Raw genomic sequence first — 25,998 nt, forward strand, 5'->3', positions numbered from 1 at the left:
ACAGATGAAAGGGTGGACCTAATTGAAAAATATGGGGATGAAATGATGAAGGTAACCGTCGCGATCTGTACGTATAACCGTGCACATGATGCGGTAGAGGCCATACGAAGTGCAATACAACAGAATTACGCAAGCAGCGACTATGAGATCATACTCATTGATAACAATTCGAAAGACAACACACGGGAAATCGTGCTTCAAACCATCTTGCAGCATGAGAACCATTCGATCCGGTATGTGTTGGAAGAAAAGCAAGGCTTGTCTGTAGCCCGTAACCGGGCCATTCACGAGGCGCGCGGCGAGTATATCCTGTTCCTTGACGATGATGCCTTTGCTTGCAGGGATTGGATTCGCCAGATCGTTAGTGTGTTTGAGATGAGTGAAACTATCGGGTGTGTCGGTGGCAAGATTGATCCGATCTGGGAAGTGCCTGAGCCAATGTGGATTCCACCGGAGAACAGGTCGCTATTCACCATTCTGGATTTTGCAGATGAAGTCACTGAAATGAAAAGCCCCTATATTCCATTTGGTGCGAATGTGGCTTTTCGTTTATCCGTCTTTGATCAACTGGCTCCCTTCCGTGAAGATCTTGGAAGAGTGGGGAACAACCTTCTCTCCAGTGAAGAGAGTGAGTTAATTGCAAGAATACGGACAAAGTTCAAGGTATATTACACCCCGTATGGGGCGGTACAACATAAAGTAGCCAAAGAGCGAACAACGAAGAACTGGTTTCTGCGCCGAATCTATTGGCAGGGTGTGAGTGATGCCATTCGTGATCAGGATCGTGGTGTTGTGCGTACGGCCAAACATGGCATCAAGCTGGCACAGGGGATCACAACTTCTCTGATCTACATTTATAATGCAGATCGGTTCACACGTCAGCTTGCCAAAGTATGTTACCGAAACGGCATGATTGTTGGGTCGCTTCGGCAAAACAGTAAGGGATGAGGATCGCTATGGCGCAAGTTGCACTTCGCAAAGTATTCAGAGGAAACGGCTTAATGAGTGCCATATTTCAGACAAGTGGAACCAATCTGCTGGTCATGACACTGACGATGCTGTCTTCCATTTTGACGTCACGCATGTTCGGCGTAGAGGGAAAGGGCGCATTCTCGGCCATTCTGTTCTGGCCTGCGCTCTTAACCGGATTGGTTGGATTTGGACTACCCACTTCTATCATCTATAACATCAAACAGAGCGCAACCGAGAAGAGTGCACAGTATGTGCGGTTAAGCTTTCTTTTTCAAGTTCCGGTGTGCATCATCATTGGCATTGTGGCCTGGTTTGGATTACCTTTCTGGCTCTCCAGCTTTCCGCCGGAGGTCGTGCAGATATCCAGATGGTATACGATTGCTACGGTTCCTGTACTTATTGTCATCAATCTCATATCAGCCCTCTCGCAGAGTCGGGAGAAATTTGCTGTATATAATGGCATCCGGTTAATGATCCCCCTGTTTAATGTAGGTGGGCTTTTTGTGTTATGGGGCTTGGGCATGCTGAGCATTCAGCTCGCGGCTGCGATCTATTTTGTAACCAGCTTCTCCGTGGTGGCGTGGGCCATCTATGCCAACCGTAATGAATTGAGACTGAGATGGTTCAAGGATCGGGTGGACCGGAGCTCAGCCAAGAAGCTTTTTGGTTATGGCAGCAAGGTGTATGGCGTTGAATTGTTAGGAACGCTGTATACCCAGTTCGATAAAATCATTATTTTGGCTTTGCTCACCCCGCGTGATTTTGGACTGTATTCCGTCGTATTTGCCTTATCCCGAATCTATAATGCCGTTCAGACGGCGATTAGCAATGTTGTTTTCCCAAAAGTGACCGGATTGCCTCAAGAGCAGATTATTCGCACGGTTGGCAGAGCCTTCCGCATCTCGCTCATGGTCATGATGATCATTGTGATACCCACCATGTTTGTAGGGAATTACCTGATGGGTCTTCTGTTTGGCTCCGAATTTTTGGAAGCGAGCGTCGCATTTTATATTTTGGCTGTGGAATGCATCATTGGTGGTGGCTCCTGGATTCTAGCATCCGCATTTAATGCACTGGGTCGGCCAGGGCTTGTGATGATCAGACAGTTGATTGCTTTATCGGTGACAGTGGCTTTGTTCTTTGTATTCACCCCGCTGTGGGGGCTCAACGGAATTGCGATTGCCTTATTGATCGGGTCCATTGTGCGAATGGTGGTTACTGTGGCCGCCATGAAAATTGTATTTAAGGTGAAGTTTGCCGCCATGTTCTATGACAAAGAAGATTTGCCGTTCCTCTATGAACGGTTAAACAAAAAAAGAAGAAGAGTCACCCAAGGAGGAGATGGAGATGCTGGGCACTAACAATATTCATCCAATGGAAGAGTTGAAGGGACATTTACGTCAGATTTTGAAGGTCATTCCACCGCGTACCGAAATCTATTATTTGGATTACCCGGTGCATAGCAACGGTGGCGACTTGTTGATTATGAAAGGTACTGAGGCTTTCTTCCGGGACAATGATATTCATGTACGTGCCAGATACAGCATTCTGGATTGCCCTTTGTCCCTCAAGGTTCCGGAAGGTATCACGATTGTGTTGCACGGGGGAGGTAACTTTGGTGATCTGTACCCTGCCCATCAGAAATTGAGAGAACGAATGATTGCCCAGCATCCGAATCATCGGATCGTCATTCTGCCTCAGACGATGTTTTACAAAAGTGATATTGAATTGAAAAAGACAGCCCAAGTATTCAATCGTCATAAGGATGTGCACTTTTTTGTCCGGGATACCTTATCTTATGAGATAGCCAGTAAAGAATTTCAACAAACAAATGTCTATCTGTCTCCGGATATGGCGCATCAGTTGTGGCCTCTTAAGTCCAAGAGCAAGCCTAGTGCAGAGATGTTGTATTTCTTCCGTAAAGACATTGAGAAAACTCAGAATCAGGTGCATTACGAATCCGTCAGTGGACCTAAGGCCACGTTTAAAGACTGGGAGACATTGTACAACCGGGTAGACCGGAAGATCATTCGCATGATTACATCCCGGTTAAAGTCAGGAAAAGGCAGCTCTTTCGCCCGCTGGTTGTGGTACAAATACTCTGATCGGATGGTACATACGGCCATTAAGGAATTCAATCAATACCAAACCATCACGACATCCCGTCTGCATGGACATATCCTGGCCTGTCTCCTGGATCAACCGAACATCCTGCTGGATAATTCATACGGCAAAAACTCAAATTATTATGCAGCTTGGACCAAGAGCAATCCGGCAGGCAGACTGGAGTCCAATCAGACCAGCGCATATAACAAACCAACCGAGACCGGCAAGGGAGCAAGTACGGTTGTGTTGTCGGATGGTGCAGCCCTATGAGAAGTATTCTGTTATCCGGCGGTTCTGGCAAGCGTCTTTGGCCGTTATCCAACGATTCCAGATCCAAGCAATTTCTTAAAGTTCTTCATGGGCCAGAGGGAAATCCGGAATCCATGGTACAGCGGGTATGGCGACAGCTGAATCATGCCGGACTTGCATCAGAGGCGCTTATCGCGACCAGTTTGCCACAGGTGGAGATTCTGACTTCTCAGCTGGGAGACGATGTCAGACTCGTTGTGGAGCCTGAGCGCAGAGATACGTTTCCTGCGATTGCGCTGGCAGCCTCCTATCTGTATTCCGTAGAGAGTGTGAGTCTGAATGAGACGATTGCAGTGTTGCCTGTAGATCCCTTTGTTGAAAAAGAATTCTTCGAAGTGCTGGCAACCTTACCGGAGATGCTTGATAAGTCTGGTGCTGATCTGGCCTTGATGGGAGTTGTGCCGACGTACCCGTCAGAGAAGTATGGATACATCATTCCGCAATCCCTATCTTCCAGTGAAAATAACAATGAATACGTGAATGTAGCGAAGTTCCAGGAGAAACCCTGCGAATCCGATGCGGTCCTCATGATTGAGCAGGCCGCATTATGGAATTGCGGGGTTTTTGCTTTTAAGCTGGGTTATTTGATCAATCTGCTCATTGAGATGGAACTGCCGATCCAGTATGACGAAATGCTGAAGCAATACGGTAGATTGAACAAGATCAGTTTTGATTACCAGGTTGTCGAGAAGGCAAATCAGATTATCGCTATTCCGTATAACGGTTTCTGGAAAGATCTAGGCACGTGGAACACACTCACGGAAGAGATGGGGAGCTCGGTAGTAGGAAAAGGGTGGATTACGGGAGATTCCCTGAATACTCACTTGGTCAATGAATTGAACATTCCGGTTGCCATATTGGGATTGTCGGATGTGGTGGTCGCCGTGAGTCCAGATGGCATTCTGGTCAGTGACAAAGAAGCCAGCCCACGGATCAAGGAAATCTTGAAGAATGAGGATCAACGCCCCATGTATGAGGAGCGTAGGTGGGGGTGCTACCGGGTTCTGGATTACACAAGAAACGAAGCTGGCGGCGAGGTTCTCACCAAACGAATCTGCATCAGTGCCGGGAAAAACCTGAGTTATCAATACCATTTGCTTCGCAATGAGGTATGGACGGTTGTATCGGGAACAGGGGAATTGATTCTGGATGGGCAGAGCCGAATGATCGGGCAAGGAGATACGGTGATCATTGACCGGAGTATGCTTCATTCCGTCAGAGCCGTTACGGAACTGGAGATCATTGAAGTACAGATCGGCAGCCAGCTGATTGAGGAAGATATCGTTAGAGTGTCTACCGAATGGCAGGATATTGTTCAGACATATGTGAAGCACGCGTAACCAACACATTAGAACATGGGGGAGATTATGGAATGAATATTACGGTGATTGGCACAGGGTATGTGGGTTTGGTATCGGGCGTATGTTTTTCGGAACTGGGAAATAACGTGATCTGTGTCGACAACAATGTGGAAAAAGTGAATATGTTAACGGACGGTCATGTTCCGATCTATGAACCGGGTCTGAAGGATATCATGAATGCCAATATGAAAGCAGGAAGGCTGTCATTCACCACCAACATTCAGGATGCTATCAGTCTTTCGGATATCATCATTATCGCGGTGGGTACGCCATCCCTGCCTAATGGTGAAGCTAATCTGAGTTTTATTGAGCTTGTCGCGCGAGAAATAGGTTCTTATATGGATAATTATAAAATAATAATGACTAAAAGCACTGTTCCTGTCGGAACCAACGATCGTATTCAGGAATGGATCAGCAGTTTGACGAATCATCCATTCGACATGGCATCGGTACCGGAGTTCCTGCGAGAAGGTACCGCTGTCCAGGATACGCTCTATCCTGACCGGATAGTCATTGGGACACATAGTGAGCGGGCAGTCGCCACGTTGAAAGAGCTGCATCAGCCATTAACCGATCAGATTATTGTTACGGATATTCGTTCGGCCGAAATGATTAAATATGCATCCAACGCTTTCCTGGCAACCAAGATCTCATTTATCAACGAAATCTCTAACATCTGTGAAAAAGTAGGAGCAGATGTCAGCCGCGTTGCCGAAGGCATGGGCTATGACAGACGAATCGGTGCCTCCTTTCTCAAGGCAGGCATTGGTTACGGAGGTTCCTGTTTCCCTAAGGATACACAGGCTCTGATTCAAATTGCAGGTAATGTGGATTATGACTTCAAACTGCTGAAGTCCGTGGTGGAAGTGAACAAAGATCAACGCTTCAACGTCATTCGTAAACTGGAAGACGCACTAGGCTCACTCGAAGGAAAGGAGATTGCCATCTGGGGGCTTGCTTTCAAACCGGATACCGATGACGTTCGTGATGCTCCGGCGATTGAGATCATTCAGCGTTTGCTTGAGCAGGGAGCAGTGATTCGGGCATATGACCCCATCGCTACCGAGAACTTCCGCAAAGAGGTGGATTCCCCATCCATTACGTGGGAAGAGCGTGCCATGAACGCGGCGGAAGGTGCTGATGCACTCTGCGTTCTGACGGAATGGAAAGAGTTCATGGAGGTTAATCTGACTGATTTGGCAGCACATATGAATCAACCCATCCTGATTGATGGAAGAAACATCTACGGAGAAGATCAGATTAAAGATACATCCTTCCAATACTACTCCGTTGGTCGTCCAGGTCTAACCAATATCGATGGAAGAAAAACGGCAGTCATCTAACGGAGGCCATAACATGAGACGCGGGATCAAAATAACATTAGGTGCCATTTCCCTTGTTGCAGTTGTCATGATTGGATATTCTGTGTACCTGTATTCGCATGTTAAATCAGCGGCGGATCAAATGTATGAACCCCGGGAACCCATCAAGCAGGTATCTATTGTCGACCAGCGGGGTGGGGGCGATTTCCCTGTGGACATGGAGAATGAAGAACCTTTTAATGCTTTGATTCTGGGTGTGGATGAACGTTCCAATGATCGGGGGCGCTCCGACACCATAATTGTATTAAGTGTTAATCCTGCGAAACAATCCGCACTTATGTTTAACATCCCCCGAGATACCAGAACGAATATTGTTGGTCACGGCACGGAGGATAAGATCAACCATGCCTATGCTTTTGGGGGCGTTAACATGTCTGTGCAAACGGTGGAACAATTGCTTGATGTTCCCATACATTACTACATGAAAGTGAATATGGAGGGCTTTGCACAGGTCATCGACATGGTGGGTGGAGTGGATGTGAATAACCCATTTGCATTTGACTATGAGGGTTACCGGTTCGAGCAAGGGAATATTCATCTGGATGGTGAAGCTGCTTTGGGATTTTCACGGATGCGTTATGATGATCCGAAGGGAGATCTCGGGCGGAATGATCGCCAGCGGGAGATCATCAAACAAGTGCTGAAGAATACGGTCCAGGTATCCAACGTGTTGCAACTGGAGACGTTGCTGGACGAAGTCAGTGCTCACGTCAGAACCGACGTTACCTTTGATGAGATGAAGCAGATGTTCTCCAAATATCGTTCGGTACTGGATCATATTGAATCCGTTGAGATTAAAGGCACGGGCAAAAAAATAGACGGAGTGTATTACTATATTGTGGATCAGTCGGAACGAGACAGGATACATCAGATGATTGAAGAACATTCAAAATGATCGGATAGGGCGGTGAACCAGATGCGTATCTCCAGGCTAATGAAATTGTCCCTGATTGTGCTACTAATGTATATGCTCATGATACCGGCAAGTACAAATTATGTTCAATCAGCTCAAAACTATCAATGGCATAATATACCTATTGGTGGTGGGGGGTACGTTACGGGGGTGGTCATTCATCCGACTGAGCCTGATCTGGTTTACGCTCGAACTGACGTTGGAGGAGTCTATCGGTTGGATGCAGATTCAGGAGATTGGATCCCACTACTTGATCATTTCGGAGATGAGGACAGCAATCTGTACGGCGTGGATGGAATTGCGCTGGATCAGCAAAACCCCAATGTCGTGTATATCGCTGCTGGGAAGTATGGGAACGTGGGGCCGAGTGATATTCTGAAATCCACAGATCGGGGAGAGACCTGGATTCGAACCGGACTTAATCTTCGGAATGAATCGAATGGAAATATCCATCGAGCCATGGGAGAGAGCATCGCGGTTAATCCCACGAATTCCAATTACCTGCACGTGGGTACACGATATGATGGATTGTACACTTCCAGTGATGGTGCAGCCACTTGGAGCAAGGTATGGGATGTACCTAGCGGGCTGTCCGGTGAGGGAATTCGGAGTGTAGCTTATGGATTGAATCCCGTGACCAAGCAAGGTCAAGTTGTGTATGCGGGGGTTCGCGGCATTGGTGTGTATAGCAAAGCACCAAGAAGCAATGGTCAGACCACTTGGCAACTTACCGGGAGAAGCCCCGAATATCCTGCGCGTATGACTGTGGCGAAGAACGGGACGTTGTATGTGACCACGGATAATCAAGGCGTTTACAAGTTCAATGGTGTGCAGTGGACGAATATAACACCCAGCCCCAGTTACTCATCTTATTATGGAATCACGATTGATCCCAATAATGATAATCACATCCTGGCAGCCGTTCGAACAGGCGGTGATAATCTGCCACTGTATCGTTCCGTTAATGGCGGACAGAGTTGGACAACAGTGAGCAAAACGCTGGTATCCAAACCGTCATGGTGGACACCCAACATGTTTTTCTCAGCGACATCCAGTATCAAGTTTGATCCGCATAATCCGGGTACCGTATATGCTACAGACTGGTTTGGCGTGTACAAAACGGAAAATATCAATGGTACCAATGGATTGACTGGCAATACAGCGAGTACTTGGGAAGCCATTACCGATGGTCATGAAGAAGTCGTCGCACTCACGGCATCCACACCACCTCAGGGTGTTTCATTCTTCAGTGGTTTAACGGATCAGGTCGGATTTAGACATGAAAATGTAACCGATGTTCCTCTTAATAAAATCCCGCTCGCGGGTATGCGAGAAATTGTAAGTATTGACTATCACGAAGCAAATCCGAATTACATGATATTTCTGGGAAGCAGCGACTGGTATGGTACGACCACACGTTTATTTGTCTCTTCCAATAATGGAGTTACCGTAACTCCAATGAATGTTCCGGCTGGCTCCAAACTGGGGAGGGTCGCCTACTCCGCCATTAATCCGAATGTAATTGTTTATTACCCCCAGACCGGTAATCCGGTCAGAAGCACGAATCGTGGCGCAACCTGGCAAAATATGAACGGTGCCCCTTTTCAGGCTATCGGGGGGAATATGGTCTTTGCCTATAATCATCCACTGGCTGCCGATCGCATCAATGGATATAAATTTTATATGTATGCTGCTGGTTATCTGTATCGCTCAACGGATGCAGGTGCCAACTGGTCCAAAGCCAATGCGGTTCGCCTTCCTGTTAATACGGATATCAATACAAGCTCCATTAAAGTCGAGGCTGCACCTGGTGTGGCGAATGCCGTATGGGTAAGTTTGGGAACTGATGGACTATATGCATCGACCAACTCGGGAAATACATTTTCCAAGATCCAGAGCGTACAGAATTCCAAATTATTTGCCTTTGGAAAGGCTCAGCTAGGCAAATTGGTTCCAGCCGTCTATGTATATGGCACCGTAAATAATGTGAAAGGATTCTTCCGTTCAGATGATATGGGGGCAACCTGGAACAATATAGGTCCTTTAGGTGATGGAATCGGGCTGGGCAATGAACCGCAGATTATGGCGGCAGACCGTCAAATCTATGGTCAGGTATATGTAGGTACAAATGGCAGAGGCATGTATGTTGGATCAATAGAATAACGATAGAGATATGAAAGTGGTGAAGATCAAAATGATGGAGGAGGGCTCCGGGCGCACGAGACAAAAGCATGTACGAAGAACGTACGGATTTCTCATTGCTCTGCTGTTGATTGTGATCTGGATTCTGGTCATCTGGTCCATGTCCACGCAATCCTCTCAACAGCAAGACATTCAGCCTTGGCTTCATAAATGGTCTCAAAAATTGCACATCGGTTTTACACTTCCTGATGTACAATTCACTTATGGGGAGTATGAGTATTCGCTGAAGCAGCGGCCGTATGATTTTGCAGAGTTCGTCTTTCGCAAGAGTGCGCACTTATTTGTATACGCTGTGCTCGCCGTGCTTGTGTACGGCGGGCTGCGGTACAGAAGAACATCCCTTGTGACCAGTATCGTTTCTGCTCTGGCTGTGGTGTTTGTCATAGCCTCCATTGATGAGTATATTCAGCAGTTCAGCCCGGACCGGACAAGCTCGATACGTGATGTTGGAGTAGACTTGCTTGGCGGCTGCTTTGGGATTGCCATATATGCAGGGCTTCAGTCCATGATCCGAAGGATCAGAAAGGGAAAGCGTACTTCCATTCGCAGCGAGTGATTTCCCAGGAAATTAGATGTATCGTTCAACTTCTACTTGTCTGACATCCATCATAAGTATGGAGTAGGACAAGGAGGACTGGACATGCTGCGAAGAAGGAACCGCAATGCTTTGCTCAAAAAGATCGGGTTCATCACGATCATTGTATTATTGCTGTGGTTGATTGCCAGAACCATTCCGTATTTGTTTCAGGCAGATACAACGGATGAAGCTGCTGCTGTTGCCGAAGAGTTTTACAAATATGAGCAGACGGGTGACTTCGGCAGTTCATGGGAACTCTTTCATCCTCTGATGAAAGAGCGGTTTCCCAAGAGTGCTTACGTACAGAACAGAGCACATATATTTATGCAGCATTTTGGCGTGGAAACCTTTGAGCTGGAGATGGATAAGCCGGAGCGCGAGTTCGATGTAACCGTGATCGATGGCGTTAAGCCATTTTCTGAAGCCTACAGAATCCGGGTCACCCAGAAGTACTCAGGTACCTTTGGCCAATTCAATATTGTACAGACCTGTTATCTGGTAGAGGATGGCGATGAGTGGACCTTACTCTGGTATTATCCAAATCAGAAAAATGAGGATGCCTCAAAGGTCGACAATAGTGACTGATCAGGAAATAATATCAACCCATACATTGAACCGAATTGTATCATTTACCTAACATGAGGCTCCATAAATGCGAGACTTTTGTCGCATTTATGGAGCTTTTTTTGCGTTTTTCTTGTTTTTATGGCGGTAAAGCCTTGACATTAGTCCCGGTGTCAAGTAAATTACGAGATAGATACAAAATGTATCAATTTTCAGCGTCTAACGACAAATAACAAGGAGTTCTAAGCTCCTTGTGAGGGGAAGGAATATCATTGATCGAAACGGGCCGCTTTTACTGTGTCAGTTGTGGGATGATTGTGTCGGTCACTAGAAGCTCTGTCGAAATGAAGGAAGAGGGCAATGGAGGCAATCACGTATTTCGCACCGGATTCTACCGGAGTGAAATGCCGCTTGGATGCTGTGAAGCGTGTGTAGTTGAAGCGAAACGTCAGGGGAAATCCCAGTTTGCGGGACAATATACTAAAGATTATGATACACTATGTGCATATGAGAAACGGGCATGAATGATATGCTCGTCCATGAAGGAGGGGATTGAATGCAGCAGGAGCCGGTCGTCCGGATTCAGGGCGTCAGCAAGATCATATCCTCCCGATCATTGGTCAGCGACCTGACTCTGGATATTTCTCCGGGGCAGGTTTTTGGTTTTTTAGGACCTAATGGCGCGGGAAAAACAACGACGATTCGAATGATGGTTGGACTGATGTCCATCAGTAAAGGTGACATTTTCATCTCGGGACACAGTGTGAAGAATGAATTTGAGAAGGCGGTAGCCCAGGTAGGCGCTATTGTGGAAAATCCGGAAATGTACAAGTTTCTGACCGGGTACCAGAATCTCGTTCACTTTGCCCGCATGTCGCCGGGAGTTACGAAGGAACGTATTGCGGAAACAATTGAGCGTGTGGGGCTCACAGCCCGTATTCACGATAAGGTCAAAACCTATTCACTGGGCATGCGCCAGCGTCTGGGGGTCGCGCAAGCGATATTACATAAACCGAAGCTGCTTGTACTGGATGAGCCGACCAATGGTTTGGACCCACAGGGTATACGGGAACTGAGAGATTATTTGCGTCAGCTCACCCAAGAGGAAGGCATTACGGTCTTTGTATCCAGTCATTTATTGTCGGAGATGGAGCTGATGTGTGATACCGTAGCCATCATCCAGAACGGAAAGTTGATTGATGTAAGAAACCTTCGGACTGAAGCAGGTTCGGATGCATTAATCGAAGTTGCTTTTGAGCTGAATGATGCTGATCGCGCTGCGGATCTGATTCAGGGTGCTATCGTACAGGGCAATGTCCTGGTGGTACGGGTGTCTCGTGAGCAGATTCCGGATATCAATGCCAAGCTGGTTAGCGAAGGGGTTCAGGTATACGGTATTCGTAACGTGACTCACACCCTGGAAGAACAATTCTTGCAGGTCACTGGGGGTGGAGGCATTGGGTAGTTTCGGTAATCTGATATTGAATGAGAATATGAAAATTTTTCGTCGTCCCCGTACCTGGATCATGTTATCGATTCTTGCGCTGATCTCGCTATTAATGCCAGTGTTACTGCGAGAAGGCATGGGATCCAGTGAAGTTTTGTACTGGGAAGCAGCTGTAACGACCATCCAGATTACGTTTTTCCTGAACACGATCTTCTGTGTCGTGATTGCAGCGGAATCGGTCGCGGGCGAATTTACCTGGGGAACCATTAAGCTATTGCTGATCCGCCCATGGTCACGAAGCAAAGTTCTTGCTTCCAAATATCTGACCGTCGTTGGCTTCAGTATTGTCAGTACATTACTGGTCATTGTGATGGCCATGCTAACGTCGTATATCCTTTTCTCGCATGATGCTCCGGGAGGAAGCAGTAGTCCAGCTACGAATGCTCTGACATTATGGGGATATTTGTACGTTGATCTGTTTATTACGCTTGCGATTGCCTTTATGGTGTCGTCCGTATTTCGTTCAGGTGCACTTGCGATTGGATTATCCCTGTTCATTATGTTCTCACAAAGTATCTTCTCACTCATATTCAATCCGGTCCGTTATGAGTGGGCCAAGTATGTCCTATTCAACAACATGGATCTTAGCAAATACATGACCTCCGGGGCGGATTTTGCGCTAATGGGTGGTCCAAGTGCAGGAATGACACTGGGTTTCTCCATTGCAGTTCTGGCGGTGTATTACGTTATTTTCATGGTGATTTCCTGGGTTGTATTCAGCAAAAGAGATGTGGCAGGCTAACGCCTGCTTCTTTTTTTTGCGTCCAATATTGTTTTGGAAAGAAAAAAAGTGTATATTCAGCATCGCCTGTGGCATGACTGTCATTTAAGGGTACTTAGTATCATAAGTAAATGACTAGATATACATATGAACGCCGCAGTCACTTTGGCAGAGCAGCGCATGGAGGGATCAGTTTCTTGATAAATAACAAGTTCTACCGCATATGCACAGCGATTATTCTCTTGCTGCTCATCGTGTATCTGGGGGAAAAAGTGAACTTTATTTTCAGCCCCCTGACCTCACTGATTCACATCATCATCATTCCGCTGCTGATTGCTGGTTTCTTCTATTATCTGCTGCGCCCGCTCGTCGATTATATGGAAAGGCATAAGATTAAACGTGCATTGTCAGTTCTGATTATTTATGTCGTAATTGCATTAATACTTGCAGGTTTTAGTGTGCTTGTATGGCCTTCCCTGCGTGAACAATTGATGAATTTCGTGGAGAATGCTCCAGCGTTGGTTACTTCACTCAGCGATCAGTTGAATGCACTTGAAAAGAGCAATTTTATATCCAGATACCTGCCTGATGATTCCAATCTATTCTCACGTTTATCCGATGTTCTGAGTCAAGGGATCACTCAGGTAACCGATTATGTCTCCGGGTTATTCTCCGTGGTATCCAATCTGGTTATTATTCTGGCAACGTTCCCGATCATGTTGTATTACATGCTCAAGGAAGGCAGCAAGTTTGGAACGAATCTAACCTTATTGTTGCCAAGACATTATCGGAAGGATGGGGAAGAAACCGTCCATGAGATCGATGAAGCACTAAGTAACTATATTGTTGGCCGGGTTATTGTTAATGTGGCCTTGGGGATTCTGATGTACATCGGTTTTCTCATCTTAGGTTTGCCTTATGCTTTGCTGCTGACCGTTGTATCCATCATTCTGAACTTCATCCCTTATGTGGGGGCTTTGCTGGCAGCTATTCCGGTTGTCATTGTTGCGTTTATTGAATCACCTTCGATGGCGATCTGGTCCCTGGTCATCATTGTAATCGCACAGCAAATTCAGGATAACCTGATCTCACCTTATGTCTATGGCAAGCAGCTTGATATTCATCCACTGACTACCGTTATCCTGTTGCTCGTGGGTGCTGACCTGGGAAATATCTTGGGTATGATCATCGTGATTCCCCTATATATGATTCTGAAAATTATAGTTCGCAAAATCCATTATCGGATTGTCGAAGATAAGACTGAAACTTAAATGGAATTTGAAATACAACGCTGTCATGTGCCACTACTAATGTTTGTTATTGAATCACATCGATAAGCTCAACAGGATAAGCCGCATATCAATGGTGAAGGGTCAGGTAAGTTTACCCTCGCCATTGGTATGCGGCTTTTTTTCATCCATATTGCTCACTCATGTTATATCTGTTATACTTGATATATAACAGATAACAAAAAAGAAGGTGAACCCTTGATTATTCAACTGGATATGCAATCCGAACTTCCCATCTATTCGCAACTTGTTTATCAAATTATTGAAGGCATTGCTAGTGGTGAGTTACAGCTAGGTGAGGCGTTACCTTCGGTTCGGAATTTGGCCGCAGATATCGGTGTTAACCTTCACACCGTCAACAAGGCTTACACACTACTCAAGCAAGATGGATACATTCTGGTTCATAGACAAAAGGGAGTTGTGGTAAACCCTGATGGAATGCCAGATTTAACAGATGATTTTTTGAAAAAGCAGCAAAGAGAATTAAGACCGATTATTGCGGAAGCGATATGTCGCGGAATGACCAAAGAGGAACTATCTGCAGTGTTAGACCAAATGTATGATGATGTGAAGATGGGTCACAACAAAGAATAAAGAATCAAGGGAGTGTGTTATGTATGCAACTATTTAGTATATTGCCTATCATTTTAATCTTTGCTCCATTAGCCTTACTGCTATCCTTTGCACCTTATGTGACAAGGGAAACAATCAGCTTTGGGGTTACGGTAAGTCAATATAATTATTACACACCAGTCTTACGTAAGCTCCGGAGAACGTTTGCTACAGTAAGTCTGATCGGAAACGGGTTGATTATTCTTACCTGTCTGTATATACTCCGATCTGCCAATGAAGAGTCTACCACAATGATCACCGGTGTTTGCACAATGATATTCATTGTGTACTGGGCCGCACTACACATATTATTTCATTTCAAGATGAAAAAGATAAAAGAAACACTTACAACTGTAGAAGTACCTCAAAGGGTTAAAATCGATACCACCTTCCGCCAAAATAAACTCACCTATTCCAACTATTGGTTTCTCGTTCACATAGCTATTATTGTAGCCATTGCGATCATTACAATCTTGAATTATAACGCACTACCTAACGTCATTCCGATGAAATATGATCTTCAGGGCAATGTCACTTCCAGTGTGCCCAAAACCTACCTTTCAGTATTGGCTATTAACCTTGTACAGCTAGGAATCATTGCACTGATGATGTTGGTGAACTGGAGTATTAAAACAAGCAAGCAACAGCTTACTCCATCAAATCCTGCCCAATTTGCTGCTGATCATATCCGATTCCGCCGTAAGTGGTCCCTATTTACGATCATAACAGGTTTGCTTCTTACCATCTTATTTGCCTTCATTCAGATAAATATGTTCGTTCCTAATCAGGTCTTGTTAACAGCGATTAGTCTGATCACCTCAGTGGCGATCTTATTAGGCGCTATATTGCTGTCTCTTACAGGCAGACAAGGCGGTGGAAAAATTAGGAACCATCAGGAAGATCGCGAACGGTCCAAGGAGCAGCCTGTGAATGACGATGAATATTGGAAACTTGGTTTTATTTACTTCAATCCCAAAGACCCTTCTTTTACCGTAGAAAAACGTTATGGAATAGGTTGGACGATTAACTTCGCTCGTCCACTATCTTGGGTCCTAGTGTTATTCATTATTGCTATTGTTGTTTTAAGCAGAGTTCTGAGCCAATAAATGCTCATAATTCTATGCATATAATAGATGAAATTAATTATTAGGAGGAGTTATTACAATGAACAATTGGAAAAAGCTATTACTTTCTCTTACTTTCGTAGGTCTCATTCTTCCGGTGACATCCATCTCAGAAGCTGCTGAAAAATCCGCTGGTAGTGAAAATCTTGTTCCTATTCGTGAGATTGCAGAACAGAATGGGGCAGAGGTATCTTGGCAACAAAAGACAGGAGAAATCACAATACGAAAAAGTGAGCTTACAATTGTAGTTAAGGTAGGAGAGAAACAGGCGATGGTGAATGGGCAAGCCATATCCTTAAACAATCCTGTTCAGTTAACGAAAGGAGTTACTTTTATGGATGGGGCATTTCTTTCCGAGACGCTGAAGGCAGCACCTGAGGATATATTCATTTCCCTTATTAGTGAGGGCGATGGCAAGGAGGCTGCCAAGTATGTTCATACCTCTGTGAGTGGAGTGTTGTCACCCACGTTGTTGAGTCAGCTGTGGGGAGCTTTAGAAGGACAAAATGGCAAAATTACAAGTGAAGCCATAGCTAAGCATGTAGAAGATAATACAGTGCATCGCAATGTTACCTATACGTTCAAAACAGAGCTGACTCGTTTAAATATTACGGTCAGAATGAATCATAACGGACTTGTGGATGATTTGCATATTGCCGCCACTACTCCAGAAGTGTATCAAAAACCAAGCTACGATGACCCATCTGCGTATACAGAACAAGACATTACGGTTGGTCAGGGTGATTTAGCTTTGCCAGGGACATTAACTTTGCCCAAGGGTGAGGGACCTTTCCCAGTTGTTATTCTGGTACACGGATCTGGGCCTAGCAATCAAGATGCTGCCATTGGTGGTGCAAAGCCGTTTCGCGATCTTGCGGTAGGTTTAGCTTCACAAGGAGTTGCTGTATTAAGATACGATAAGGTCACGTATGAGCATACCTATAAGGTCGCTTCTCAGCCTAAATTCACATTAAAACAAGAGAGCGTAGATCAGGTAAACGATGCAGTGGAATTGCTTAAAAAGAATGCACATATTGATTCTACAGCGATTTTTGTAGCTGGACATAGTCAAGGCGGGTTTGCAATGCCGTTAATCATTGCTGAGGATAAGCAGCATGATATTGCAGGAAGTATTCTACTTGCTGCACCAAGTAGTAGCTTTGTGGATGTGCTTACCGAGCAGCAGGACGAATTGGTAGAGCGGATGAAGCAGCTTGGTTTAGACACGGATGTCATTCAAGGGCAAGCTGATTTTTATAAAAATGTAGCTGCGATGGTTAAAGATCCACAATATTCTGTAGATCATCTTCCTGAGACGTTTCCACTTCAACCTGCTTATTGGTGGTTTGAGCAAAGAGATTATGTGCCTGCGGAACTGGCTAAAACACAAAATACACCTATGCTTGTTATACAAGGCGAAAACGATGTGCAAGTGTCTATGAATCAATTCCAAACCTGGAAATTGGCTCTTCAAGGTCATTCCAATGTAACGTACAATAGCTATCCAAAGGTAAATCATCTTTTAACCAGCTATGATGGACTTTCAATCGGTCAAGAGTACGCTGAGCCATCTAATGTCTCCAAAGCCATTATCGATGATATTGCGAAGTGGGTATTAAAATCAAACTAAAAACGGGAGTTACATTCTTGGGTTGAATGATAACTTGGAGAATTGACGGATAGGGCGAGATATAATAAGAAGAGGAGCACTTACCCAAATAGGCAAGTGCTCCTCTTCTTATTTATAAATTTGCTTTATTTAGACCAATTGGACTCTTTCTCGTCTTCATCTGTGTAATCAGACATGGTCAGTGGTTCCTTGGGAACAACGGCCACTTTGTAGAACCGATTTTTGTCTTTTTCCAGCAAAACAAAGATTAGATTTTCGAACTCATATTCTTCCTGTTCGTTCATCTCGGGACGGTGGCTGTAGAGCCATCCACCAATGGTGTCCCACTCATCTGCATCCAGGCTGGACATAAACATGTCGTTCACCTTCGATAAGGAAACCTTGCCATCCATAATGACATAGTTCTCATTGATGACTTGAATATCTTCCACTTCGTCTGCGTCGAACTCGTCGCGAATCTCACCAACAATCTGCTCAAGTACATCCTCGATGGTTACAATTCCGGAAGTTCCTCCATATTCGTCGACAAGTACGGCGATATGTACGCCATCCTTCTGCATTTTCTTGAGCAAGTCCTTCACAGGAGTTGTTTCGTGAACAGCCGATACAGGCTGAATCAGGGAGGATAGATCAACAGGTTCATCGTTTCCGTAAAGTTCCAGGAAGAATTGTTTCGTATTAATGATACCGATGATATCGTCTTTACTCTCATTCACTACTGGAAAACGTGTATATTGTTCTTCACGAATGATCTCCAGGTTTTCCTCGTTTGTTCTATTCACATAAAGGCAGACCATATCGGTCCGGGGTACCATGATTTCTTTGGCTAACATCTCATCAAAAGCAAAGATCCGGCTTACATAACCGAATTCGGCTTGGTTGATTTTACCACTTTCAAAACTTTCATTAATGATGATCTGCAACTCTTCTTCGGAGTGTGCATCTTCATGTTCAGAAGCCGGTTTGATTCCGAACAGTTTCACCAGTTGGTTCGCTGAGCCGTTTAACAGCCAGATAAAAGGATACATAATTCGGTTAAACCAGATGATAGGTGTAGACGTCAGCAGTGCAACAGTTTCGGCTTTCCGGATTGCAATCGTTTTTGGAGCGAGTTCACCAACCACAACATGCAGATACGTGATGGAAGCAAACGCGATAACAAACGATAAGAATGAAGAAACCGCCTCAGGAATTTGCAAGCTTTCAAACACAGGGTGGAGAATCTTCTCTACCGTCGGTTCACCCAGCCAGCCCAGTCCCAGAGATGTGATCGTGATTCCAAGCTGGCAGGCAGACAAATATCCGTCCAGATTGGCAACGGCTTGTTTAACAGCCAGCGCACGCTTATTTCCTTCTGCAATCATTTGGTCGATCCGGCTCGGTCGAACCCGCACCAGAGCGAATTCCACTGCAACAAAAAACGCCGAAAGTCCTATCAAAAAAGCAACCATTACTAAATTTAACGCATACCTCTCACTTTCCATTCACTGCTCTTCTCCTTTAGGTAATAAGTTTTTAACGATTATTATATCTAATTTTACGTAAGAAGACCACCTCCAGACAAAGAAATGAGGAAGAGTCTGGAAGGTGGAATGAGCAGATTGGCGTCACAATGCGAATCTGCTCATTCATTAAACTGATATGTAGAAGGTAACACAGTCAGAATATACAATGAACGAAGTAGAAATTTGAATTTCCAGAATCAAGTATTCCGTCTGCTTATGTAAAGTTTTATCTAAACAAACGTTACGAATAGGGGGTACATTGGGTATCTATGATTAGCCGTATACATAATCGTCAAAGCTGTGTAGGTGAGAGAAGGGCAAGGTCATAAAGCTTGCCACTTGAGGAGGAAGCCGAATGTTCTGGCTGGTCATTATATTACTCGTATTTATTTTCCAGGCAGCCACAATTCTTTTGCTGGAATTTCGTAATCCGGCTAAAGCTGTGGCTTGGCTGTTTATTTTGTTCTGCGTGCCTTTGATCGGTTTTGTAGTGTACTATTTCGTGGCGCAGGATTATAACAAACGAAAAAAACTCCGAAAGGGTGGATCGCGGATCTTCCGTGAAATGAAGGAAACGATCTGGGAACAGGCCCACATCATTGGAGATGTCGAACAGATGCCTGGCGATCGTTTCAGCCACCAGCATCGATTGTTTAACCTGTTATCCCATCTGTCGGAGAGCCCGATTACAGGTTGTAACCACAGTACGGTGCTCACAAATGGTGAAGAGGCATTTGCGGCAATGCTGAGAGAAATGGAAAAAGCAAAGCACCATCTGCATGTGGAATTTTACATTTTCCGTGATGATGTGATCAGTACGAAGTTTCAGGATGTCATGATTCGCAAGGCACAAGAGGGCGTGAAGGTTCGGTTTATTTGTGACGGTCTCGGCAGTCACAAGATGAGCTGGAGTTTTATCCGCAAACTGCAGGATGCAGGTGTGGAGTTTCATTATTTTCTACCGCCACTGATTGCAACGATTGACCGAAGAGTCAACTACCGGAATCACCGTAAAATTGTTGTTGTGGATGGACAGGTAGGTTTCGTGGGTGGCATTAATGTAGGCGATGATTATCTTGGACAATATCCAGAGGTGGGTTTCTGGCGGGATACACATGTGCAGATCGAGGGAGATGCCGTGTACTTCCTGCAAAGTACGTTCCTGAACGACTGGAAATTAGCTTCCGGTGAGCGAATTACCGAACCCCAGCTTGCGGAATTGTTTCCACCTCATATCTGTTGCGGGGAAGAACGAATTCAGATTCTGGCCAGTGGGCCGGATCAGGACTGGGATGCCATTCAGGAAATGTGTTTTGGGGCGATTTCGGTAGCCTGTGACCGGATTTACATTACCACACCTTATTTTATTCCTGATCCTGCCCTTTATGAGGCACTCAAAACAGCTGCTGTCAGTGGCGTTGATGTGAAAATTATCATTCCATATCAATCCGATTCAAAGCTTGTTCATTTGGCATCTCTTTCTTATGTAGAGGAACTTCTGCGAGCAGGTGTTGAGTTCTTCCAATATCGCAAAGGTTTTGTACATGCCAAAGTGATGATTGTGGATGAGTTGCTTGCAACGGTAGGCACGGCCAATATGGATATGCGCAGTTTTTTTTGCAATTTTGAGTTGACGGCTGTCCTGTTCGAGTCCTCTCCGATTCAGCGTTTGATCACTGACTTTGAACGTGATCTCGGGGAATGCAGTCAGATCGATGGGGAGGTATTTCAGAAGCGTTCACGACGGCAAAAAGGCGCAGAAATGCTTTCTCGGATGCTTTCACCGCTTCTTTAGCCGATTTAGGGCAGATTTCTGAAGATAAGTTCACTTTTTGTGAATTTATCTTCTTTTTGCTGAGTATTTTGCGCAAATTTGATCTTTTATGATATAATAGATATATAAATCATGTCTTGGCGAAGGAGGGGAGTCTGCGGGAAAACAGGCTCCCTTTTGCTCTCTTTTGAAAGTGAAAACCGGGATGAATAATATTTTGAATCCATTTTATATCGCCTTTAGATGCTTGCGCTGTATAGCCAGGGTACATATAGAACGCAGTTTGCTGTTCTCCATATGTAGATTCACCCTGAGTATTTAAATGATTTATAAAATGGATTCACACACTGATTTAACGGGGGGGATACCATGTCCAATGTAACGGTGAAAGAACTAACAGCCAAGCAAGCTGACCGCGGGGTCAAAAGCTCGGTGTTTACATTAAAGCTGCTGCAACGTATTGTGATGATTCTGATCGGTGCTGCACTAATGGCTGTATCGCTTGAAGTGTTTCTCGTACCGAATGGTGTTATTGATGGTGGGATTACGGGGATTTCAATTATGGTGTCAGAACTTACACATCTGCCACTCGGCGTATTCCTGACCTTGCTCAACTTGCCTTTCCTGATTCTGGGTTACAAGCAGATTGGTAAAACATTTGCGTTATCCACGCTGCTGGGGATCGTGGTCATGTCCATCGGGACTTCGTTATTGCACCATGTTCCTGCATTAACACCAGGGGAGCCTTTGCTCGGAGCTGTATTTGGCGGATTGATCCTGGGTGTGGGTGTTGGACTTGTCATTCGGTCTGGCGGTTCACTGGATGGTACGGAGATTGTGGCCATCTTGCTTAGTGAGAAGTCACCGTTGTCTGTAGGACAGATCGTATTGTTCATTAACGTGTTTATTTTCGCAGGTGCAGGATTTGTATTCGGTTGGCCGAATGCCCTGTATTCCATGATTGCATATTATATTGCGATGAAGATGATTGATATTGTGAATGAAGGACTTGACCAGTCCAAATCGGTATGGATCATTAGTGAGAAATATCGTGATATTGGTTCAGCCCTGACAGACCGTCTTGGTCGTGGTGTAACTTTCCTGGATGGAGAGGGCGGATTCAGCGGGGACGAGAAAAAGATCATTTTTGTCGTGATCACCCGTTTGGAAGAAGCGAAGCTGAAGACCATCGTTGAAGATTGGGACCCGCAAGCCTTTGTGGCTATCGGTAACATTCATGACGTGAAGGGCGGACGTTTCAAGAAAAAAGGTATCCATTAGCGATTGATATATACATGAATGATAATAGCCGACACCCTTGTGATGAGGGAGTCGGCTATTTTTTCTTCAAATGTTTGAGAATGTGTTCAACGGGTTGGGGTTCAACAGCTGCGATTAAATCACCGGTTTGGTTCAAGCGTTCAATAATGTTCATCAGATGATAATCCTGGATGGAGACGTTGCTTCGAACCTCATCCCAGGTAAGGGGTGTAGAGACAGTGGCGCCAGATTTGGCACGTGGTGTATAGGGAGCGGCAAGGGTCTTGCCTCCATAATGCTGGAGATAGTCAAAATAAATGCGGTCTCCACGGTCCTTTTTGAGTCGTTCCAGTGTGAACAGATCCGGGTGCTTTTGAGTGACATATTTGCCTACAAAATAACCAACCTCTCTCAATTCATCAAAGGTTACCCCTTGCACGATGGGAACGATGATCTGAACTCCTGTTGCGCCCGAAGTTTTGGGAATGGACCTCAGACCAAGGGAAGTCAGGGTTTCGCCAACGATGAGTGCAGCTTGCATAATCCGGGGCTCATGTTCCTGAGAGGGGTCCAGATCAATCATCCATTCACTGGGCAGATGGCTTCCCACAGTATGCAGAGAAGGATGAAATTCAAGTGCGGCCAGATTGCCAAGCCATAACAATTCGGGAAGTCCATTCATGACCACATAGCGGATGCCGTCGTGAACTTCAGTGTGCACATAATCTGGGACAGGCTCAGGGGCATTCTTTTGATAGAAAAATGTTCCTCCAGCGCCGTGGGGATATCTTATCGTGGTGAGAAGTCGATTGCTCGTATACGTGAGCAGATAAGGAGCCAGAGCGGCCAGCTTTTGCAGATAGATGGCTTTGGTAACACCCGCATCCGGCCATAACAACTTGTCCGGGTTTGTGACCGTCAGTTCTGTGCCTTCTATTATGATGGTTCCCTGGATCTTGGGGGCCATATGGAACACCTCCTATACGTAATCTATATACGAACACATTCATTGAAGAAGCTGATTCGCCAGGCAATCCTCACGGGTTACCTCTGCGAAGGTCTGAATACTGGGATGGCGTAGCGTGTTATGGTGAGTCAGCTCCATATATTGCACTTTGACTCCTATTCGTGGTTCCACCCAGGTGGTCTCTGCACTGCGCTCGGGTACATTATGGAAAGGTCTGTCCTGCCTGATCAGAGGCTCGACTTGATGTGTGAGTTCCCGCCAAGTATTGGAGTTCAGCTTGCCAGTCCCGACATGACCAATATAGACAAAGTTTGGCCCATCATATACACCGACCGCGACGGCATTCACAATACCGCTCCGGTACGTGACTCCCCCGATCATAGCATATACATCATGCATGATTTTGACCTTCTGCCAGCGCTGATCCTTGCCCTGTATGCCATAACTGCTGGTGAGATCCTTGCAGACAATGCCTTCCATCTGATGTTGCCTCATGACCGTAAGCAGGGAAGCGGCATCAAGCGTATTGGTGACCTCCTGAACATCGGGAGCGGTGTTAAGGACCTCGTGCAACAGGCGCTGTCGATCTGCCAAAGGCTGATCCGTCACCCATTTCCCCTCATAAAACAGGATATCAAATACCATATATGTGACCGGAATCTGATGTATGGCTTGGGCAATACCTTCGGGTCTGCTCATCCGATCCCGTCGAAGAACGTGATAAAACGAAGGTTTTCCGGTGTCTGGGTCCAACGCAATAACTTCTCCATCCAAAATATAAGAGGAGCCTGAACATAGATTGCGTGGTGTTACCAGCTCGGGATACTGTGCGGTTCGATCATGTAATCTGCGATTCACCAGGCGCAGCTCCTGCCCGTCCTCATAGGCAAGCATACGGACTCCATCCCACTTGACCTGGGCAATCCATTGCGGCCCTGTGGGCAAAGTATCTCTGGAGATGGGTTCGAACGGAATCAAAGGTTTGAACATGGGGAACTCCTCTCTCGTATCAACCAATTAGCGCAGGTTAATTCGGAATTTAGTTATATTTTTTGAAAACGGGATTTCATATGATGCACCAAAATGAGCAGTAACGGAAGTGCTATGCCACAGGTCAGATCCCAATCAATCCAATAGGGAATAACGACCTTGAGATAAAAGTGCTCGTTCGGAGAGATTAGAATAGACATGGCGAGAATAAGCATGGCACCCGGCAGGATCAGAGAACGGTGACTGGACAAGCGAAACAGGTGAGCGACGCCCAGGACAAAACCGTAGAAGAACAGGGTGGCTTTGAAGAAAACAGCGATAATCCAGACCGATGCTATGAAGGCTTCGATGCGTTGCACAAAGTTTCCGATATTGATCTTCTGTGAAAGGTTGAATGAAGCGAACCAGTGATGCTGGGTCATCCATGGTCCCATAACGAGCAGACACATACTTAGCGTCAGTGTGAGTAACAATCCGCCAATCATCCCTGCTAACAGGATGTCCTTCTCCAGATGGGGCTCATTTTTGGTGTATGGAAAGAGCATCATGAAGATGCATAGTTCACAGTAGGGATATGTGAGTACAGCAACAAAACCTTTGAATGGATCAAGAAACCCTTGTGCCAGCACAGGTTGGATGTTGGCCAAACGTACATGGGGGATTAGACACACCGTCAGAATAAGCAGGAACAACACGATCAGAGGAAGAAAGACCTCTGCAGTTTTACCAATGCTCTCCAGACCCGACAGAAGCCCCCAGACAAGCGCACACATAAAAACCAAATGCAGAATCAGTAATGGAGATTCCGGCAAGATCTGGGTAGACATAAAATCGCCAATCTCCCTAATGAACGTTGAGGTACTGATCAGGAAATAAAAGAGATAAAAAGAGCCAAACAAGGTCCCGATCCAGGGTCCCAGTGTTCGAAGGGCATTTTGAATCAGATTCAACCGGGGATGCAGTTTGTAGGCAACAAGCATAATGAAGAGTATGCCAAGGCCCCCTGCGACTCCCAATAAGGCTGATAACCAGGCATCCTGATGAGCGTAGGATGTGATCATGGAAGGGAAGACCAGAATCTGCTCCCCAATTGTACACAGGAACATGAGTGAAGCGAGCTGTCTAACAGTCAAACGTCCCTTTTCGATCATGAGGTATCTCCTTAACATATCTTGTCTATGTATTGGTTAGAATGCACCAATTGTGCCAGTTTTATAAAAGCCAACTCAAAAAGCCCGTGCAGCCGATCTCTCTGTGATGTAGAGAAATCAGTTACCCGGGCTTACTAAAATGAGGTTAAGCAAACATATTGTAACGCCTAAACAAAATCAGTTCGCAGTTGTCAAACGTATACGAATATTTTGTGGGTCTACCGTAAACCAGGTACCCTCCACTTGTGTAACGACTGCGCCGGATTGACGCAATTGATCAAGTGCTTGTTCCACGTGATCCTTTGTGGCGTACACAATGGTGAAGTAGTCAATTCCTGTAGCGTTATCTGGATTAACAGGTGCATTCACTCCTGCCCAGATATTCAATCCCAGATGATGATGATAGCCGCCTGCGGATACAAATAGTGCTGACATGTTGGCGAAGTTACCCACGATATCGAAACCGAGTACGCCGGTGTAGAAGTTGCGGGCTTCTTCCAGGCTGCGGACGTGGAAATGTACGTGACCAATAACGGTGCCAGCAGGCAGGCCCTGCCAAGGTTCATTCTCCGATATGGCAAACAGGCTTTCCACATCAACAGGATCACTTGCCATTACGTAGTTATTGTCGCTATCCCGTTTCCAGGTATCACGTGCACGGTCAGCATAGATCTCAATCCCGTTCTGATCGGGATCGGAGATATAGAAGGCTTCGCTGACCAAGTGATCGCCTTGGCCGATATCGATACCGGATGCAGCCAGATTACGAAGAGCAAGACCCAAGGACTTACGGTCAGGCAGCAGGATGGCGAAATGGTACAAGCCAGCGTGTGAGCGTTCCGGCAGGGTAATTCCATCCGTCAGTTCTTCCAATCGCAGCAGGGACTGTTTCCCGTCGGCTGTGAGTGTAGCCACTTTGCCACTCCGCTCCAGCAATTTCAATCCAACCACATCGGTATAGAATTTAATCGAACGGTCCAGGTTCATAATTCGGAGACTCACTTCACCCAGATGGGTTGTGGCAGGGATTTGATACGTTGTATTCATGATTGTTTCCTCCTGATCATAGATAATATGTGTTC

23 protein-coding genes are annotated in these 25,998 nt (G+C 45.7%); 18 read left to right on the forward strand and 5 right to left on the reverse strand.

The features are described from left to right. The first annotated feature begins 42 nt into the window (after positions 1-42). The 16 genes from F0220_RS06625 to F0220_RS06700 all read left to right on the forward strand — a co-directional run bounded on the left by F0220_RS06625 (position 43) and on the right by F0220_RS06700 (position 17,269). Complete coding sequence (locus F0220_RS06625) at positions 43-948, forward strand: glycosyltransferase (protein WP_223199864.1); 906 nt, start codon at positions 43-45, stop codon at positions 946-948. Then, entirely contained in the window at positions 945-2,333 is a 1,389-nt protein-coding gene (locus F0220_RS06630; protein WP_223199865.1) for a lipopolysaccharide biosynthesis protein, read from the forward strand. Before F0220_RS06625 ends, F0220_RS06630 begins: the two co-directional genes overlap by 4 nt. After that, on the forward strand, positions 2,320-3,348 hold the full coding sequence (locus F0220_RS06635) for a polysaccharide pyruvyl transferase family protein (RefSeq protein ID WP_091015431.1): 1,029 nt from the start codon (positions 2,320-2,322) through the stop codon (positions 3,346-3,348). Before F0220_RS06630 ends, F0220_RS06635 begins: the two co-directional genes overlap by 14 nt. After that, positions 3,345-4,727 (forward strand): sugar phosphate nucleotidyltransferase, encoded by a 1,383-nt coding sequence (locus tag F0220_RS06640; RefSeq protein ID WP_105597661.1) that lies wholly within the window; start codon positions 3,345-3,347, stop codon positions 4,725-4,727. Before F0220_RS06635 ends, F0220_RS06640 begins: the two co-directional genes overlap by 4 nt. 32 nt (positions 4,728-4,759) lie before the next feature. Continuing rightward, positions 4,760-6,091: a UDP-glucose dehydrogenase family protein gene (locus F0220_RS06645; RefSeq protein ID WP_105597662.1), complete on the forward strand. Its 1,332-nt coding sequence runs from the start codon at positions 4,760-4,762 to the stop codon at positions 6,089-6,091. Between the two features lie 13 nt (positions 6,092-6,104). Continuing rightward, on the forward strand, positions 6,105-7,025 hold the full coding sequence (locus F0220_RS06650; protein WP_105597663.1) for an LCP family glycopolymer transferase: 921 nt from the start codon (positions 6,105-6,107) through the stop codon (positions 7,023-7,025). Positions 7,026-7,064: 39 nt separating this feature from the next. Next, entirely contained in the window at positions 7,065-9,206 is a 2,142-nt protein-coding gene (locus F0220_RS06655) for a WD40/YVTN/BNR-like repeat-containing protein (protein ID WP_146117130.1), read from the forward strand. Positions 9,207-9,216: 10 nt separating this feature from the next. Continuing rightward, complete coding sequence (locus F0220_RS06660; protein WP_105597665.1) at positions 9,217-9,801, forward strand: VanZ family protein; 585 nt, start codon at positions 9,217-9,219, stop codon at positions 9,799-9,801. Positions 9,802-9,885: 84 nt separating this feature from the next. Then, positions 9,886-10,407, forward strand: coding sequence for a hypothetical protein (locus F0220_RS06665; RefSeq protein ID WP_105597666.1), 522 nt, complete (start codon positions 9,886-9,888; stop codon positions 10,405-10,407). A gap of 323 nt (positions 10,408-10,730) precedes the next feature. After that, positions 10,731-10,910 (forward strand): hypothetical protein, encoded by a 180-nt coding sequence (locus tag F0220_RS06670; protein WP_036668929.1) that lies wholly within the window; start codon positions 10,731-10,733, stop codon positions 10,908-10,910. A 32-nt stretch (positions 10,911-10,942) separates the two neighbouring features. Next, positions 10,943-11,851 carry an ABC transporter ATP-binding protein gene (locus tag F0220_RS06675; RefSeq protein WP_105597667.1) on the forward strand — a complete coding sequence of 303 codons (909 nt, stop codon included), beginning with the start codon at positions 10,943-10,945 and terminating at the stop codon, positions 11,849-11,851. Then, complete coding sequence (locus F0220_RS06680) at positions 11,844-12,635, forward strand: ABC transporter permease (RefSeq protein ID WP_105597668.1); 792 nt, start codon at positions 11,844-11,846, stop codon at positions 12,633-12,635. The genes F0220_RS06675 and F0220_RS06680 overlap by 8 nt, the downstream gene beginning before the upstream one ends. Positions 12,636-12,811: 176 nt before the next feature. Beyond that, the gene (locus tag F0220_RS06685) at positions 12,812-13,885 is read left to right on the forward strand and encodes an AI-2E family transporter (protein ID WP_105597669.1); all 1,074 of its coding nucleotides are present in this window, start codon (positions 12,812-12,814) and stop codon (positions 13,883-13,885) included. 216 nt (positions 13,886-14,101) lie between these two features. Beyond that, complete coding sequence (locus F0220_RS06690) at positions 14,102-14,497, forward strand: GntR family transcriptional regulator (RefSeq protein ID WP_076291512.1); 396 nt, start codon at positions 14,102-14,104, stop codon at positions 14,495-14,497. Positions 14,498-14,520: 23 nt separating this feature from the next. After that, positions 14,521-15,621, forward strand: a complete 1,101-nt coding sequence (locus F0220_RS06695; protein ID WP_105597670.1) for a DUF1648 domain-containing protein — start codon at positions 14,521-14,523, stop codon at positions 15,619-15,621. Between the two features lie 58 nt (positions 15,622-15,679). Then, entirely contained in the window at positions 15,680-17,269 is a 1,590-nt protein-coding gene (locus F0220_RS06700; RefSeq protein ID WP_105597671.1) for an alpha/beta hydrolase family protein, read from the forward strand. Between the two features lie 125 nt (positions 17,270-17,394). Here the strand turns inward: F0220_RS06700 and F0220_RS06705 are convergent, their stop codons facing one another. After that, positions 17,395-18,753 carry a hemolysin family protein gene (locus F0220_RS06705; RefSeq protein ID WP_076209623.1) on the reverse strand — a complete coding sequence of 453 codons (1,359 nt, stop codon included), beginning with the start codon at positions 18,751-18,753 and terminating at the stop codon, positions 17,395-17,397. Between the two features lie 376 nt (positions 18,754-19,129). Between F0220_RS06705 and cls the strand changes: the two genes are divergently transcribed. Together cls and F0220_RS06715 are read left to right on the forward strand one after the other, a co-directional pair. Next, positions 19,130-20,569 (forward strand): cardiolipin synthase, encoded by a 1,440-nt coding sequence (cls, locus tag F0220_RS06710; RefSeq protein WP_105597672.1) that lies wholly within the window; start codon positions 19,130-19,132, stop codon positions 20,567-20,569. A gap of 348 nt (positions 20,570-20,917) precedes the next feature. Beyond that, the gene (locus F0220_RS06715; RefSeq protein WP_036668942.1) at positions 20,918-21,829 is read left to right on the forward strand and encodes a YitT family protein; all 912 of its coding nucleotides are present in this window, start codon (positions 20,918-20,920) and stop codon (positions 21,827-21,829) included. 55 nt (positions 21,830-21,884) lie between these two features. Here the strand turns inward: F0220_RS06715 and ligD are convergent, their stop codons facing one another. The 4 genes from ligD to F0220_RS06735 form a co-directional block, all read right to left on the reverse strand. Further along, positions 21,885-22,775: a non-homologous end-joining DNA ligase gene (gene ligD / locus F0220_RS06720; protein ID WP_105597673.1), complete on the reverse strand. Its 891-nt coding sequence runs from the start codon at positions 22,773-22,775 to the stop codon at positions 21,885-21,887. A gap of 39 nt (positions 22,776-22,814) precedes the next feature. Next, positions 22,815-23,765 carry an ATP-dependent DNA ligase gene (locus tag F0220_RS06725; RefSeq protein ID WP_105597674.1) on the reverse strand — a complete coding sequence of 317 codons (951 nt, stop codon included), beginning with the start codon at positions 23,763-23,765 and terminating at the stop codon, positions 22,815-22,817. 53 nt (positions 23,766-23,818) lie between these two features. Next, positions 23,819-24,916, reverse strand: coding sequence for a GerAB/ArcD/ProY family transporter (locus F0220_RS06730; RefSeq protein ID WP_179198473.1), 1,098 nt, complete (start codon positions 24,914-24,916; stop codon positions 23,819-23,821). 177 nt (positions 24,917-25,093) lie between these two features. Beyond that, on the reverse strand, positions 25,094-25,963 hold the full coding sequence (locus F0220_RS06735; RefSeq protein ID WP_105597675.1) for a VOC family protein: 870 nt from the start codon (positions 25,961-25,963) through the stop codon (positions 25,094-25,096). Between the last annotated feature and the right edge of the window lie 35 nt (positions 25,964-25,998).

It is taken from the genome of Paenibacillus sp. 37, from assembly GCF_008386395.1.
Lineage (GTDB): Bacteria > Bacillota > Bacilli > Paenibacillales > Paenibacillaceae > Paenibacillus > Paenibacillus amylolyticus_B.